This window comes from Neopusillimonas maritima (assembly GCF_003576595.1).
Classification (GTDB): Bacteria; Pseudomonadota; Gammaproteobacteria; order Burkholderiales; family Burkholderiaceae_B; genus Neopusillimonas; species Neopusillimonas maritima.
In genome coordinates, this window is the sequence record NZ_NQOU01000007.1 from 62863 (window position 1) to 76481 (window position 13619).

At 53.9% G+C, this 13619-nt stretch carries 14 protein-coding genes; 8 read left to right on the plus strand and 6 right to left on the minus strand.

What is annotated here, in order from left to right; all coding sequences use genetic code 11:
- Positions 1 to 4: 4 nt before the first annotated feature.
- Together CJO09_RS14195 and CJO09_RS14200 are read left to right on the plus strand one after the other, a co-directional pair.
- Positions 5 to 1525, plus strand: coding sequence for a TAXI family TRAP transporter solute-binding subunit (locus CJO09_RS14195; protein ID WP_119442946.1), 1521 nt, complete (start codon positions 5 to 7; stop codon positions 1523 to 1525).
- A gap of 36 nt (positions 1526 to 1561) precedes the next feature.
- Entirely contained in the window at positions 1562 to 2794 is a 1233-nt protein-coding gene (locus tag CJO09_RS14200) for an NAD(P)/FAD-dependent oxidoreductase (RefSeq protein WP_119442947.1), read from the plus strand.
- A 2-nt stretch (positions 2795 to 2796) separates the two neighbouring features.
- On the opposite strand, the gene CJO09_RS14205 is transcribed toward CJO09_RS14200, so the two are convergent.
- From CJO09_RS14205 to CJO09_RS14220, 4 genes are all read right to left on the minus strand, one after another.
- Positions 2797 to 3642 carry an MTAP family purine nucleoside phosphorylase gene (locus CJO09_RS14205; protein WP_119442948.1) on the minus strand — a complete coding sequence of 282 codons (846 nt, stop codon included), beginning with the start codon at positions 3640 to 3642 and terminating at the stop codon, positions 2797 to 2799.
- A gap of 12 nt (positions 3643 to 3654) precedes the next feature.
- The gene (locus tag CJO09_RS14210; RefSeq protein WP_119442949.1) at positions 3655 to 4278 is read right to left on the minus strand and encodes a TIGR04282 family arsenosugar biosynthesis glycosyltransferase; all 624 of its coding nucleotides are present in this window, start codon (positions 4276 to 4278) and stop codon (positions 3655 to 3657) included.
- Complete coding sequence (locus CJO09_RS14215; RefSeq protein WP_119442974.1) at positions 4275 to 4928, minus strand: TIGR04283 family arsenosugar biosynthesis glycosyltransferase; 654 nt, start codon at positions 4926 to 4928, stop codon at positions 4275 to 4277. Before CJO09_RS14215 ends, CJO09_RS14210 begins: the two co-directional genes overlap by 4 nt.
- Before the next feature lie 109 nt (positions 4929 to 5037).
- A complete protein-coding gene (locus tag CJO09_RS14220) occupies positions 5038 to 5712 on the minus strand; it encodes an SDR family oxidoreductase (protein ID WP_119442950.1) in 675 nt (224 codons plus the stop codon).
- Between CJO09_RS14220 and CJO09_RS14225 the strand changes: the two genes are divergently transcribed.
- Positions 5696 to 6334 (plus strand): LysR substrate-binding domain-containing protein, encoded by a 639-nt coding sequence (locus tag CJO09_RS14225; protein ID WP_119442951.1) that lies wholly within the window; start codon positions 5696 to 5698, stop codon positions 6332 to 6334. The two genes, CJO09_RS14220 and CJO09_RS14225, sit on opposite strands and share 17 nt — an antisense overlap.
- 35 nt (positions 6335 to 6369) lie before the next feature.
- On the opposite strand, the gene CJO09_RS14230 is transcribed toward CJO09_RS14225, so the two are convergent.
- Together CJO09_RS14230 and CJO09_RS14235 are read right to left on the minus strand one after the other, a co-directional pair.
- Positions 6370 to 7437 carry a DUF481 domain-containing protein gene (locus CJO09_RS14230; RefSeq protein WP_119442952.1) on the minus strand — a complete coding sequence of 356 codons (1068 nt, stop codon included), beginning with the start codon at positions 7435 to 7437 and terminating at the stop codon, positions 6370 to 6372.
- A gap of 132 nt (positions 7438 to 7569) precedes the next feature.
- Complete coding sequence (locus CJO09_RS14235; RefSeq protein ID WP_119442953.1) at positions 7570 to 8175, minus strand: DNA-3-methyladenine glycosylase I; 606 nt, start codon at positions 8173 to 8175, stop codon at positions 7570 to 7572.
- 77 nt (positions 8176 to 8252) lie between these two features.
- Here CJO09_RS14235 and CJO09_RS14240 point away from each other — a divergent pair, with 77 nt between their 5' ends.
- The 5 genes from CJO09_RS14240 to CJO09_RS14255 all read left to right on the plus strand — a co-directional run bounded on the left by CJO09_RS14240 (position 8253) and on the right by CJO09_RS14255 (position 13603).
- Positions 8253 to 9593: a diguanylate cyclase domain-containing protein gene (locus tag CJO09_RS14240; RefSeq protein WP_119442975.1), complete on the plus strand. Its 1341-nt coding sequence runs from the start codon at positions 8253 to 8255 to the stop codon at positions 9591 to 9593.
- A gap of 84 nt (positions 9594 to 9677) precedes the next feature.
- Positions 9678 to 9839, plus strand: coding sequence for a hypothetical protein (locus CJO09_RS15655; protein ID WP_174233150.1), 162 nt, complete (start codon positions 9678 to 9680; stop codon positions 9837 to 9839).
- 173 nt (positions 9840 to 10012) lie between these two features.
- Positions 10013 to 11317 carry a branched-chain amino acid transport system II carrier protein gene (gene brnQ / locus CJO09_RS14245; protein WP_119442954.1) on the plus strand — a complete coding sequence of 435 codons (1305 nt, stop codon included), beginning with the start codon at positions 10013 to 10015 and terminating at the stop codon, positions 11315 to 11317.
- 14 nt (positions 11318 to 11331) lie between these two features.
- Positions 11332 to 11886, plus strand: coding sequence for a phosphorylase family protein (locus CJO09_RS14250; RefSeq protein WP_119442955.1), 555 nt, complete (start codon positions 11332 to 11334; stop codon positions 11884 to 11886).
- 37 nt (positions 11887 to 11923) lie between these two features.
- Positions 11924 to 13603: a sensor domain-containing diguanylate cyclase gene (locus CJO09_RS14255; RefSeq protein ID WP_119442956.1), complete on the plus strand. Its 1680-nt coding sequence runs from the start codon at positions 11924 to 11926 to the stop codon at positions 13601 to 13603.
- The last annotated feature ends 16 nt before the right edge of the window (positions 13604 to 13619 follow it).

Consider the following 13619-nt stretch of genomic DNA (forward strand, 5'->3'; position numbering starts at 1 on the left):
GGCCATGCTTAAACGCTTAAGCCTAGTTCTATTGTTATTTTTGCTGGCTGCCTGCAGCCGTCAGCCCGACGATGCCGCGCTGCGTTCGGACTTGCAAACAGAGCTCACGCAAACCTATGGTGATGATCTGTTCAAAATTGTTGACTTGCAGCGTAAAGGGTCGGCACAAGATAGCACTGAGCCGGCAGGGCAGACGCGGCGGGTAATTTATTATGATATTGCGCTACAGGTTGAGCGTGAAGTTGAGCTTGGCGGATGGGATCAGCCCGGCGTCGCCTCTTTAGTGACGTTATTGGGAGCAGGGTCCAGAGGTGTCGTCGGCGTGAAGTCGGGTGGCAACGAGGCCGGTGATGTCATCGAAGCTCACGGCAGCGCCATTTATCGCAAAGACGGTGGAAATTGGGTGTTTGTAACGCCGCCTGGGCTGACTTCGGCAACCGTACCAAATTATGAGTCGGGTGTTTCTCAACCCGTTGCCCGACAGCTGTTGGGTACGTTGAACGAAATTACGCAATCGGTGGTGAATACAGGCTCTACTGCGGCGCAGCGTGTGTTGCAACAGGAGTTGCAGCGCTCGGTTGCCCGAATCGATGGCCGGTTAACCCGCATGCAGCAAGGCTACCCATTGGCCAGTGGGCCGGAGCAGGGGGAGTATGCGGCATTCGCTCGCGCGCTGGGGCAAATTGGTCGTGAGCATGGTGTAAGAATTGCGGCGCTGACGACCGGTGGCAGTGCCGATAATATTCGTCTCTTGCGTTCCGGTGATGCCGTTTTGGCGATTGCCCAGGCCGACACTGCGCGTCTTGCTTACGAGGGCGAAGGGCCGTTCGAGTCGCAGGGGCAGTTTGCGCAAATTCGCGCGTTGGGCAGTTTGTATCCTGAAATGGTTCATATCGTGGTGCGCGACGACGCAGGGTTGAGTCAAATAGCAGACCTGAAAGGGAAAAAGGTGGCGTTGGGGCCGCCCGGCTCAGCGATTCGAACCACGCTAACCGCCGTTCTGGAGGCCCACGGCTTGAAGGCGGGTGTTGATTATGAGGTGAGCGAATTGCCTTTTGCCGCATCACTGCCTGTGTTGAACCGCGGAGGTGTCGACGCAACCGTTCATATCATTGGTGTCCCCGCCAACGTATTACGTGATGCGTTGGCCGAAGCTTCATTGAAGTTGTTGCCTTTAGAGCGTGACGCAATTCAGGAAGTTGTTAAGGCGAATCCGGTTTTAATACCCTTGAGTATTGCATCAGGTACCTATCCTGGGCAGCGGGAAACGATTACAACCGTTGGCATGGCGGCGCTGTTGCTGTCAACCGATGAGTTGACACGAGACGAGGCCAAACGAATTACCGAAGTACTGTATCAAAGTGGTAACGACTTACTTGAAAAAGGTTCCGCGCAGGGAGCGCAGGTGTCGATTCAGAACGCCCGACGGGGGCTATCCGTTCCTTTGCACGTTGGTGCCCAAGAGGCTTTACATGGTCTGGAAAGCATTCAAAAGCAGCGTATTGCGGAAAAGCAGGCACCCTGAGCTTGTTCAAAAGTTCCGGCTTTGAAAGGAGATCTTATGAAGAATGTGGTGATAGCGGGGGCGGGTTTTGCGGGGTTGGCCGCAGCGGCCGGTGCAGCGCGCAAGCTTGATGAACTGGGTGCGACGAACGACGTTAGGTTGATCGTTGTTGATCAGAACGATTACCACAGTATTCGTGTGCGTAACTACGAAGACGATCTTGCCCCGTCGCTGGTTCCGTTAAGCAAAGTGTTGGAGCCGATTGGGGTCGAGCACGTGCGCGCCAAAGTCGTGGATATCGATACCGGGAGTCGTGAGGTTCGGCTTCACACTGAACAAGGAGCTCAGGCGCTCAGTTACGACCGGCTGGTTTATACATTGGGAAGCCATGTGGTGCGGCCGAACTTCCCAGGGGCGGATTATCTTCATGATATCGACACATATCCCGCCGCCGAATGCATGAATCTCCACTTGCGCCGGTTAAGTGCGCTTGAATCGTTCGACGGCCAATTTACGGTTGTGGTGGTCGGGGCGGGGCTAACGGGTATTGAGCTGGCAAGTGAGTTGCCGACTCGTTTGCTTCAGCTTGCCGGAGCATCGCGCGCGCAGTCTGTGCGCGTCATCTTGGTTGATGCGAGTTCACAGGCTGCCCAGTCAATGGGCAATGAGGCCCAGGCAGTGATTGCGCAAGCATTGAGCGACCTGAAAATTGAGGTGCGATGTGGATGGTTGGTGCGGGCGGTATCCAAGGATGGCGTTGAATTTGAAGGTGGTGAGTTTATACCGGCTGCTACGGTAGTATGGTGTGCCGGGATGCGGGCACCCTCCTTGGGTAGCCGTATTTCATCGTCGCTCGACGCTGCCGGCCGGGTAAGTGTTGATCATTTCATGCGTGTCACCGGAACACCTAATGTATTCGCGGCCGGCGACACCGCGCGGTTCGAGATTTGCCCGGGGCATGACAACGTGATGTCGTGTCAGCATGGGCGCCCAATGGGACGTTATGCGGGTCACAATGTGATAGCGGACCTGTTTGATGTTCCCATGCTGCCGTTATTGGTTGAGCGGTATGTGAATGTCGTTGACTTAGGTGCATGGGGCGCTGTTTACACCCAGGGTTGGAATCGTGAGGTTATTGCCGTGCGTAACGATGCAAAACGCACCAAGCAAATCATCAACCGCCAACGTATTTATCCGCCACTGTCGGGTATACGGGCAGATATTCTGGCCGATGCCGCCCCTGTTCTGCAGTCGGCACCGGCGGTGCAGATCGGTCGTGATGCAGGTTAAGTCTAGCGTTTAAGGGTATCCAGCCACTGCCACTGCACTTCCGTCAATTCAGTATCGCGCGTCAGGACAGCTCCTTTTAGCGCCGACCGTATTTCGGATTCTGGTTCGGGCAGCGGCCGCTGCATTGCTGCCTTAAGCACATTCTGCGCTTTGGCCAATGTTGCACCGTAGAGTTGAAAAACATGCTCGACACTCACATGTTGGGTTGGGTCGTCGAGCCAGCAATCGTAATCGGTCACCAGGCCCACTGTGGCGTATGCCATTTGGGCTTCGCGTGCCAGAAAAACTTCAGGTACGTTAGTCATACCAACCAAGTGGCAGCCTGCCTGGCGCAGGAAATGGCTTTCAGCCTGGGTCCCAAGGCGGGGGCCTTCTACACAAGCATAGGTGAGGTTTCGGTGAAACGAGACGTTTAATTCATGTGCGGTGTCGTCAATCCAATCGACCAATGCCGCGCTAACCGGCTTAGCGGTTGAGACATGGGCTGCTACGCCGTTGCCGAAGAAGGTGTATTCACGTTTCCCGCGCGTAAAATCAAAATACTGTTCCGGCATGGCGAGATCACCAGGCTTGACATCAAGCGCCAGACTGCCAACTGCCGAGAAGCCCAGCAACATCGTGGCGCCTGCTGCCTTTAAGGCAAAGATATTGGCGCGGTAGTTAACCTCATGCGGCAACAGGCGGTGTCCGGCACCGTGGCGCGCCAGGAACAGCACATTGTGTTCGTGAAAGCGTCCTTGAACGATGTCGCCCGATGGTGAGCCAAAAGGGGTATCTACCTGGATACGTTCCACAACGGTCAGATCAGGCAGGTCGTGCAAACCGGTTCCGCCCATAATTGCCAACATAAAAGTGCTCCTTTATTGCGTCCAGTCGCCCGGAAGGTGAACCAGGTCTTGGGGTTCGTCGATATCGGGAAGGGGTGTCATTTCCGCCCAGCTAAGCTTCGCTTTTTTTAATGCGGTGCGTGTTGCCGCCATAACCGATGCGGTACTCCACGGGATGTTGCTGAATAATGAGGGATGATGCTTGCGAAGGCCAATCAGGGTGTAGCCCCCGTCCAGTGCAGGAATGAATACGGCATCATGTGTATCCAGGAGGCGGGATGCCTCATGAAGCATCCCGGCGGTTACGCCCGGCGCATCAGTACCGATTAACAGCACTTTAGGCGTGCGTTCAAGGTGTTTAAAGAAAGCGGCCGACATGCGTTGCCCCAGGTCGCCGTCGGTCTGGCAGCTTAGGGTCAGGTTTTCGGCGCTTGAAATCGTTTTGAACAAAGGGTCGGGAGGGCAGGGCGTTATGCATAAATCGATCATTTCGAAGTGTGTTGAACACGCAACTGAAACGGTGTGATTCAGAAGTTGCGTTGCCAATTGTGCGGCGCCGTTTGCGCCGAGCTGGGGAATCAGCCGGGTTTTGGCAAACCCCGGTTTCGGGGCTTTTGCGAGAATGACCAAACTGGTGCCGGGTGTTTTTGGGTTCATCGATACTCCTTTGCCAGTTCGGTGGCCGGCACACCGCGCCAGTAACGCCATCGCAAGCACCACATTAACAAAATTGTTTTCCAAACGCCGCGAGTCTCCCAGCGCCTGCCGGATGTTTCCACTTTAGCGAAGAGACATGCTGGGCGCCGCAGTTGGCGTAATCGTTTGCATAGTTCAATGTCTTCCATCAGCGGCTGGTTTGGAAACCCGGCTACTTCGTCGAACAAACTGCGGCTGATGAAAATGGCCTGGTCACCCGTTGCGATAGCGGTCAAGCGGGAACGGACGTTCATCAGCATGGCGACCACTTTCAGCATGGGGTGTTTGCCTGTAATTCGGACATCGAAGCGTCCCCAGCCGGGCTCGCCGTTTAATGCATCGAACACAATCGTGTCGGCATGAGCAGGCAAAACCGTATCGGCATGAAGGAAAAGCAGGATTGGCGCGGTGGCGTGCGTTGCACCAGCGTTCATTTGAGATGCGCGGCCCGGGGAACAGCGAATGACGATGTCGGCTTTCGGGGCGGCTAATTTCAGTGTGCAATCGGTGCTGCCGCCGTCGGCAACAATGATTTGGACGCCGCGTTCCCGTAACGGTTGAAGTGCAGTAAGTGCGTTTGTAATGCCTGATGCCTCATTAAGCGTGGGCATAATAATTGAAAGGCTGGGGCGCAAAATGGTTTTCCTGTGATCGGCTCATGACGAATCATAACCATGCTCGCAGCCGCAGGAAAACCGGGTCGTGTTGTCGGTTGCGGCTTTAGGAAATGTATCGGGTGATGCCGCCGTCGACCCGAATATTTTGGCCCGTAATATATGTGCTGCCGGGCGAGCATAGAAAGGCAACGGTTTGTGCAATCTCTTCGGTTGTTCCGAAGCGGCCCATGGGAATGCGGGCGACAAGTTCCGGCGATTCGGGATAGCTGTCGATAAAGCCGGGAAGAATGTTGTTCATGCGAATATGGTGTTTTGCGTGGGCATCGGCAAACAGCTTGGTGAATGAGGCCAAGCCCGCCCGGAATACCCCCGAAGTTGGAAAGGTGGGGTCAGGCTCGAACGCCGCAAAGGTTGAAATATTCACAATGGTCCCCGAGTTTTGCGCTTTCATAATGGGGGTGACCAGTCGTGTCGCCCGGATTACATTCATCAGGTAAACATCAAGTCCTGTATGCCAATCCTCATCGCTCAGGCTGAGTATGTCACCCCGCGGGCCATGCCCGGCGCTGTTTAGCAGCACGTCAATACGCCCCCACTTTTGAACGGTAGCCTTTACCAGTTGTTCCAGGTCGTCCACCGACTGATTGGAGCCCGTCATACCGATCCCGTTGAGCTCCTGTGCCAGCGATTCGGCCCGGCCCGAGGGTGACAACAGGCTTACCTTGTAACCGTTGTTGGCCAGGGTGCGCGAAGCATTTGAAATGATCGAACAGGCCACTGCCGATCTGGTGGTTAAAAAAAGCCGGGTGACGCTTAGTGTGACGCCCACCTTTGCAGCCAAGTGGTTGTTACCCCGCTTGCCTCTGTTTGCCGCCAAATATCCCGCAATTGATTTGCGGATTCAGGCTTCGGAAGGGTTAGCTGATTTTTACGTCGACGGTGTCGATATGGCTGTCAGGCAAATGAGGGCGCCGGCTTCCAGCAAACTACAAGCTACGCTGCTTTTGCGCCATGAGGCCATAGCGGTTTGCAGCCCCTACGTAAAACGCAAAATTAGAGTGCCGGCCGATTTGTGGAAGCAGAGATTGTTGGTTGACTCGCACAACTTATGGCCACAGCTGGCTCAAAAGCGGGGTATGCCGGGCGTACCGACTTCAACGAAAACAATCCAGTTCAATCAAACCAGTCTGGCGATCGACGCCGCAGTGGCGGGCCAGGGGGTGGCGCTGGTTGCACGGTGCTTTATTGAAAGCGATATTGACCAGCGACGGCTCGTGGTGGTGGGGCGGCAAGTGGTGAATGACGATACGGATTTTTATCTGGTCGCACCGTTTTCCTTGAGTGTCGGCTCTGACGCAGGTGTGGTTTGGAGCTGGCTAAAAGAACAGGCCGGTGTTTAGCCGGCCTGTGTGTGTTCTACGTAATGACGGTTCGTTTACCAGCGCACGCCAATACCCGTGCTGTAAACCGACTCATTGATGCCGCCTTGGCGGCCGTCGCCACTGACCTGGTTACGCGCGTACTTCAGATAAACCGACATCCAGCTGTTCATGTTGTAGCGCGCACCCACTTCGCCGTTAATCGCGAACTTGGTGTCACTGTTAATGGGGCGTAACACTTCGCCACGTGTATATAGTTCGAACTCTTTACCGTAAAAGTAACGCACGTAATCCCAGCGCAACGACGCGGCATATGCATTTTCGCTGCTTCCATCGGTATAGCCATAATGCACCCGGCTCATGAGCGCGGAAAGTGAGAAGGCGCCGAGCTCGTTATCCCAGAACTGGTAACCTGGCCCGGTACCGTATACAACCTGGCGGTTGAGTTCTTCCACGAAGTCGCGTCGATACTTGGCTCTGCCCTGCCAAAATGCTTTTTCGCTAATGAAGTAATCAAGCGTGTAGCCCGCACCATAGTTATAGGTGCTGTCGGTGCTGTCTTCTTTGTTGCGTGTGTAGTCGGCCGCCAGTTGATGGCGCCACATGCCGTGACGCAGTTCATTGAAGGTGTTCAGCGTGTAGTCTTGTGTTTTGGTTGATGCCGTTTTACGCGTTGCGGCCAAGTCGAAACGCCCTTTGAATGTGGCCTCATTGAGAAACGGAGTGGGTCGTACTACACGTGTAATGGAGGCCACTGGTACGGCCGTACTAACCGGTGTTGTTTGACCGTCAGCGCGCTCAACCCCTTGTAACGTTACTGTGCCGTCGCCGGCTGCAACGAGCTTTGCACGGTAGTCGTTGTTGAACTCGCCATCTTTTACAACCAGTTCAGAGTCACTTTCCAGCGTTTTCACATGCGTAATATCAACTCGGATATTACCGCCGTACTCAGTTTTAACCAGTAATTTCCCACCGTCCAGCGATTGAATGGTGCCGGTGATGCGATCACCGTTATTCAGCCAAACGGTGCCGGCATATGCGTTGGCGCCAAGCAAAAATGCGGCGAGCAGGGCAAGAAAAGAGAAAAGGCGAGGGGACGAACGGAGTGTGAGAGGATAAAGCATGAGTTAAATTAACAGTCTTCCGGGGTCGTATTTTCAAAAGAGCGGCCAGTTTACGCTTAGTTAAGTGCCCCATGCAACGCATAACCGGCCATGTTTACAAATTCGGTGGTGCTGTCTTTTCCAGATGTTTTATTAAGGTCGTTTGAATTTTTTTCTGGCGTTCTCGACGGACAGCCGAAGAGCGCATTGCTCGGCATGATCATTAATTAATCCCATGGCTTGCATAAACGCGTACACCGTTGTAGGGCCCACGAATTTCCAGCCGCGTTTGCGCAGGTCTTTTGACATGGCTTCTGAGGCAGCGGAGCGCGATGCGGTTTGCGGCGCGGTCAAGACTTTCTCGCTGGGTTCGAAGCGCCAAACATAGGCGGCGAATGAACCCTCGTTCTTAATGAGCTCCAACAGCTTTCCCGCGTTGTTGACGACCGCTTCAATTTTGCCCCGATGGCGCACAATGCCGGCGTCTTTTAATAATCTTTCTATATCGGCGTCGGTGTATTGCGCTACCTTGTGAAAGTCGAAATGGTCGAAAGCGCGTCGGAAGTTTTCACGTTTTGCCAGGATTGTGCGCCAACTCAAACCCGACTGAAAGCTTTCCAGGCAGATTTTTTCGAATAGTCGCTGGTCGTTATCAACCGGGAAGCCCCATTCTTTGTCGTGGTAGGGAAAGAATTCCGGTGCGGCGGCACACCAGCCGCAACGCGGTTTCCCGTCGGGGCCAGGAATAGTGTTAGACATTGGTTTTCTTCCTTTTTTGAATAAAATGCCGGAATCCAGTGTAACGATTTGTCCGCTCAATTTCCCATGTGGCCGATATGAAGCTTAACGTGCAGGCGCTTTTGCCTGACTTTCTTAACCTGATGCTCGACACGGTGTTTGTAGTCGATATCGAAGGTCGTATCGTTTTCGTTAGCGCGGCCTGCGAGCGCATGTTGGGTTATTCGCAGCAAGAGTTGATAGGGCACCCAATGATTGAGCTTGTGGCGCCGGAAGACCGCGAGAGAACGCGGGAGGAGGCGAGAAAGGTGATGGCGGGCATTCCGCGTGTCGGCTTCGAAAATCGCTACATTCGTAAGGACGGGCGCTATGTTCGGGTGATGTGGTCGGCTTGCTGGACGGAACAACATCAATGCCGGATCGGCGTGGCGCGGGACGTCACCGAGCGGCGGCGTCTTGAGGATCGGCAAGCGGCAACGTATGCAGTTTCGGAGGCGGCGCATCGGGCGCAGAATGTGAATACGCTGCTGGCGGAAGTGCAGGAAATTGTGGCGCAGCGTGTCCCGGTCACAACGTTTGCAGTGGCCGATTTCGATCAAGAAACCCAGGTGCAACATTGGATTTTTAGACAAGATAGTGCGCACCCATGGAACGCCTCACTGTCCACCCGTTTACTGGCGATTTGTGCAGACTCAAAAAATCGGCAAGAACCGTTGCTGCTGAAACATGACCTATCTTCGAATGAGCTGCACTCCACTGAACACGCCGGTACGTGGGTGTTTGTTCCATTGCAGTCACAAAGCGGTTATATGGGAACCCTGGTAATTAGCAGTTCAAGCGGTGTTGTGTATAGCGAGACAGATCTTGAGTTGCTTCGATTCGTTGGTGCGCAGGTGGCCACAGCCGTCGAGCGGCAACGCATGCACGCGGAACTGTTGCGTATGGCGCAGTACGACGATTTAACGGGTTTGCCTAATCGGCGTACATTACATGCGCATCTGCGCTCGGCATTGGCGCGGTGTGAGCGTAGGCAGGCGTCGTTGGCGGTGTTGTTTGTTGATCTGGATGATTTCAAATTGGTTAATGATTCATACGGACACGTTGTCGGTGATCAATTGTTGCGCGAAGTCGCAGTGCGTTTGAAAGACAGCCTGCGCAAAGGGGATACGGTTTTTCGGCTTGGAGGCGATGAGTTTCTGGTCTTGCTTGAAGATATTCGATCTAAAGACGATGCAAGGAAAGTGGCGAATAAGCTTCAAGTATCTTTGCTTGAGCCGGTGGACTTTGAAAATGGCAGCTTAAGGCCTGATGCCAGTATCGGGTTGGCGTGCTATCCCGACGATGCCACCCAGGTCGACGCATTACTTGCCTTTGCCGATCAGGATATGTATGTGTTGAAACGGCAGCGTCAGCGCGGTTTGGCACAGCGGTCTTTTTGAAAAGTTTGGTTGCGCTTGAAGCGTGTCTTTTCGCCGCGTTTAACGGTAGAATTTTTATGACATTGTTCAACAGGGAGGGAAACAATGAAAATCAAGAAAGTTTTAGGTTCAACTGCTGTTACCGCTGTTTTGCTCATGGCGCTTGCCGGTTGCCAGGAAAAAGAAGGCCCGGCTGAAAAGGCCGGCAAGGAAATTGACCAGGCAGCCGCTGAGCTTAGCGAGCGTGTAGAGAAGGCGACGGAATAAAACTGTCGTTGGGCCTGAGGCGATACAGCAAAAAATTATTTTGGTATTGCTTGGGGCGAAGTTAAATAAGGCTGCGGTTCACATATCGCAGCCTTATTTTTATTGCAGTGGTATGCTTTTTCACATCTGTGTTCAAGCAATAAAAATCCTAACCACTGCACCCATTATCCACCATGAAACTAAAACTGGCTGATCTGATCGCCCTGGGTTTTATGACCTTCGCCCTGTTTTTGGGCGCCGGCAATATTATTTTTCCTCCTGTTGTCGGCCAGGAATCGGGTGAGCAGTTCTGGTGGGCCGCCATGGGCTTTCTTTTAACCGGTGTCGGCTTGCCGTTGGCCGCTATCATTGCGTTAGTACGCTCCGGTGGTGATTTGTTTACGGTAACGCAGCCTATTGGCCGTGTTGCCGGTACGGTGTTTGGGGTCCTTATCTATTTAACGATTGGACCGCTGTTTGCGATTCCGCGCACGACGACGGTTTCTTTCGAAGTGGGCGTGGCATATTTTCTGGGCGACGGTCAGGTCGCCCTGTTCATTTACTCCATTATCTATTTTGCGCTGGTGATACTGATTGCCCTGTATCCAGGGCGTTTAATTGATACAGTGGGTAAGTACATGACCCCGGTGCTTGTCGCGGCGTTACTTATTCTTGGCGGTTATGCCGTGCTTGTTCCGGCCGATGCGGTGGGGCTTGGCAATGAACTTTACCGGGACGCGCCGTTGTCCCGCGGTTTTTTGCAAGGGTACTTAACCATGGATGGGCTGGCCGGGTTGGTGTTCGGTATTGTTATTGTGAATGCGATTCGTGATCGCAAGATTGATAACCCTGCACTGCAAACCCGGTACGCGCTAATTGCTGCGGTTATTGCGGCAACGGGGTTGGCCCTGGTTTATTTGTCGTTGGTGTATCTGGGCGCCACCAGCAACAGTGTTGCGCCCGAAGCGGATACCGGTGCGGTCATTCTGGCGGAATACATGCAGTACAGCTTCGGCGTGGGTGGTCATGTGTTGTTGGCCGTTGTCATTACGCTGGCCTGTTTAACGACGGCGATCGGTTTAACGACTGCTTGCGGTGAGTATTTCAGCCGTCTGTTGCCGCTTTCTTATCGAACCATTGTCATTACGTTTGGCGTGTTTAGTCTGGTTGTTGCAAACCAGGGCTTGGAGCGCCTGATCTCATTTTCGGTACCGGTATTGGTTGGGCTTTATCCCGTGGCCATGACGTTGGTGGTTTTAAGTTTGTTGTCGCCGTTTTGGGTGTCGGCTAAACGTGTTTTCATTCCCACAATGGCCCTGGCGACCGCAATGGGCGTGGCCGACGGCCTGGAGGCAGCGGGGTTGGGTTTCCTGACCCCTGGTTGGTTGGCACTGTTGCCGGGAGCGTCGGTTGACCTTGCCTGGTTGTTGCCGGTACTTTGCATGATGGTTGTTGCGGCGGCGTTCGATCGGTTTTGGTCAAGGGCACCCATACATTGAAAGGATAAGTATTTATGGGAAAGGGCATCGTCATTATTACCGCCATGCCGGAAGAGCTTGCGCAAGTGCATATTCCGGAGAACATCGCAATTTATTATTCCGGCATCGGCAAGGTGAATGCAACGATTGCGGCAATGAAGGCCATTCACGAGAAATCGCCTTCCCTCATTGTCAATTTCGGCACGGCGGGCAGCGTTCAGCCCGGCTTGCTAGGGTTGTTACCCATTCGCCAAGCGCTACAGCGTGATGTAATCACCACTATGGCGCCACGGGGTCACATGCCGTTTTGTTCCCGACCGCAGGTTTATACCTCGGCGGTAAACGGCGGCTACACCTGTGGCACCGGCGACAGTTTTGTGACAGCCCCCGATCCCTGGTTCCAGGAGTCGGGTGTCGAGGTGGTTGATATGGAGTTGTTCGCGATTGCCGCTGTGGCGCACGAGCATGGGGTGCCGTGGCTTTCCTATAAATATGTCACGGATTACGCCGATGAAAAGGCGGTGGAAGTCTGGCAGCGGGGCAAGCATTTGGGCCAGCAGCAATTTCTGGATGTATTGGCCAAACTTTAGCCACGGAAACGATTGAATCCGATACAGTCAACATAATATGAACTGGGTCACACGAAGCTATCGCAATTTACTGGTTACCACAATGATGGGTTTGGTTGCCCTGTTGGGGGTGCCCATGTTTTTGTACGTCACGATTGCCTACACCCAGCAGCAGGTTGAAGACCGCGGGCAAATTCTGTATCACTTGGCCAATACGGCGGCAATTGCGATTTCCGAGAACCTGCGTGAGCGGAGTCGGGAAGTGGAACTGTTGGCCCGCAGCCCTTTGTATGTGAATGCCGATTTCAGCAGTGCCGAGTTTCGTGCCAGTCTGGAACGTTTACAGCAGTCGTATCCCTACTATTCGTGGATTGGGCTAACCGATATAAACGGGGTGGTTCAAGCGGCAACGGGGGGGTTATTGGCAGGGCAAAGCGTTGCACAGCGGCCTTGGTTCCAGGAGGCAAAAAAAGGCCTATATGTAGGTGATCTGCATGAAGCGAAACTTTTGGCGAATTTGCTGCCGTCACTGTCGAATCAGGTCGGCCCGATACGGTTTATCGACTTTGCTGTTCAGGTGGAAAACGCACAAGGACAGCCGCGGGGTGTGTTGGGCGTGCATGCTCACTGGGGGTGGTCTGAAGATCTACTGGAACTGATAACACCGCAAGATGCGGATGACGAGCAAGTTGAGTTTTTTATAGTGAATGGAGAGGAGGAAATTATTTTCCCCGATTCACCTTCGCAGCATGATTCCTTGCGGGTTCCGGTCGTGAAGGAAGGAGACGCGGTGCGATATGCGTCGTGGGGTAGTGATGTGCGCTATCTTACGTCGGCCGTTGCGGTGAACAGCCCCGACTCTACTGTACCGTTGAACTGGAAGGTGATGGTGCGGCAACCTGAATCCAAAGTGCTGGAGCATGCACGTGGTTTGCAAAAGGCCATACTCACCGTATTTGGGGTGGGGCTGGTTTTGTTCCTGATATTGGCCTGGTTGCTGAGCCGTCAGTTAGGGCGCCCTATTCAACAGCTTACCCACATTGCCCAAGCCATTGCACAGGGCAAGCCGGCCCGGTTCAACCTAACGCTGCATACGGCTGAAATGCGCGCATTGAACCAGGCTTTACAAGAGATGGCTTCGCGCTTGTTGCAAAACCAACACGAGCTTGAGGCGGCCGCGCGTGAGTTGGAGAGCAAGGTTGAGCAAAGAACCCAGGAGTTAGCCGAGGCCAACACCAAATTGGCGGCTCAGGCGCGCAGCGATGTATTAACCGGGTTGCCTAATCGGTTGGCCGCCAATGAGTTTCTCGAGCATGAGTTCCATAACCTGAAGCGTGGCCGTGAACCGTATTCAATAGTGATGTTCGATATTGACTACTTCAAGAAAGTGAATGACACATACGGCCATGCCGTGGGCGACCAGGTGCTTCAGCATGTGGGCCGTATTCTGGCTGAAAGTGTCAGGGAAAATGATTTTGTCGGGCGTATGGGCGGCGAAGAGTTCGTGGCGGTTCTTCCGTTAACGCCTTTAAGCGATGCATTGCGGGTTGCTGAAAAAATTCGGGTGCGTGTCGATGCCGCAGCGCTTGAGCCGGTAGGGTCAATTTCTATCAGTGCCGGTGTGGCGGTTGCGCACGCCGGCCAGGCAAGTGCCGATGAAGCCGTTATTCAGGCCGATGCTATGTTGTATGAAGCCAAGCGGGCCGGTCGCAACCGGGTGATGCCCGAGGCCCCATAACGGTATTGCGCCTTGA

Bases quoted from the DNA above. Each gene is read 5' to 3' on its own strand.
- CJO09_RS14210 (WP_119442949.1), bottom strand. From the start codon at position 4,278: ATGAACCCAAAAACACCCGGCACCAGTTTGGTCATTCTCGCAAAAGCC.
- CJO09_RS14195 (WP_119442946.1), top strand. From the start codon at position 5: ATGCTTAAACGCTTAAGCCTAGTTCTATTGTTATTTTTGCTGGCTGCC.
- CJO09_RS14225 (WP_119442951.1), top strand. From the start codon at position 5,696: ATGATCGAACAGGCCACTGCCGATCTGGTGGTTAAAAAAAGCCGGGTG.
- brnQ (WP_119442954.1), top strand. From the start codon at position 10,013: ATGAAACTAAAACTGGCTGATCTGATCGCCCTGGGTTTTATGACCTTC.
- CJO09_RS14240 (WP_119442975.1), top strand. From the start codon at position 8,253: ATGAAGCTTAACGTGCAGGCGCTTTTGCCTGACTTTCTTAACCTGATG.
- CJO09_RS14200 (WP_119442947.1), top strand. From the start codon at position 1,562: ATGAAGAATGTGGTGATAGCGGGGGCGGGTTTTGCGGGGTTGGCCGCA.
- CJO09_RS14235 (WP_119442953.1), bottom strand. From the start codon at position 8,175: ATGTCTAACACTATTCCTGGCCCCGACGGGAAACCGCGTTGCGGCTGG.
- CJO09_RS14205 (WP_119442948.1), bottom strand. From the start codon at position 3,642: ATGTTGGCAATTATGGGCGGAACCGGTTTGCACGACCTGCCTGATCTG.
- CJO09_RS14255 (WP_119442956.1), top strand. From the start codon at position 11,924: ATGAACTGGGTCACACGAAGCTATCGCAATTTACTGGTTACCACAATG.
- CJO09_RS14250 (WP_119442955.1), top strand. From the start codon at position 11,332: ATGGGAAAGGGCATCGTCATTATTACCGCCATGCCGGAAGAGCTTGCG.
- CJO09_RS14230 (WP_119442952.1), bottom strand. From the start codon at position 7,437: ATGCTTTATCCTCTCACACTCCGTTCGTCCCCTCGCCTTTTCTCTTTT.
- CJO09_RS15655 (WP_174233150.1), top strand. From the start codon at position 9,678: ATGAAAATCAAGAAAGTTTTAGGTTCAACTGCTGTTACCGCTGTTTTG.
- CJO09_RS14215 (WP_119442974.1), bottom strand. From the start codon at position 4,928: ATGCCCACGCTTAATGAGGCATCAGGCATTACAAACGCACTTACTGCA.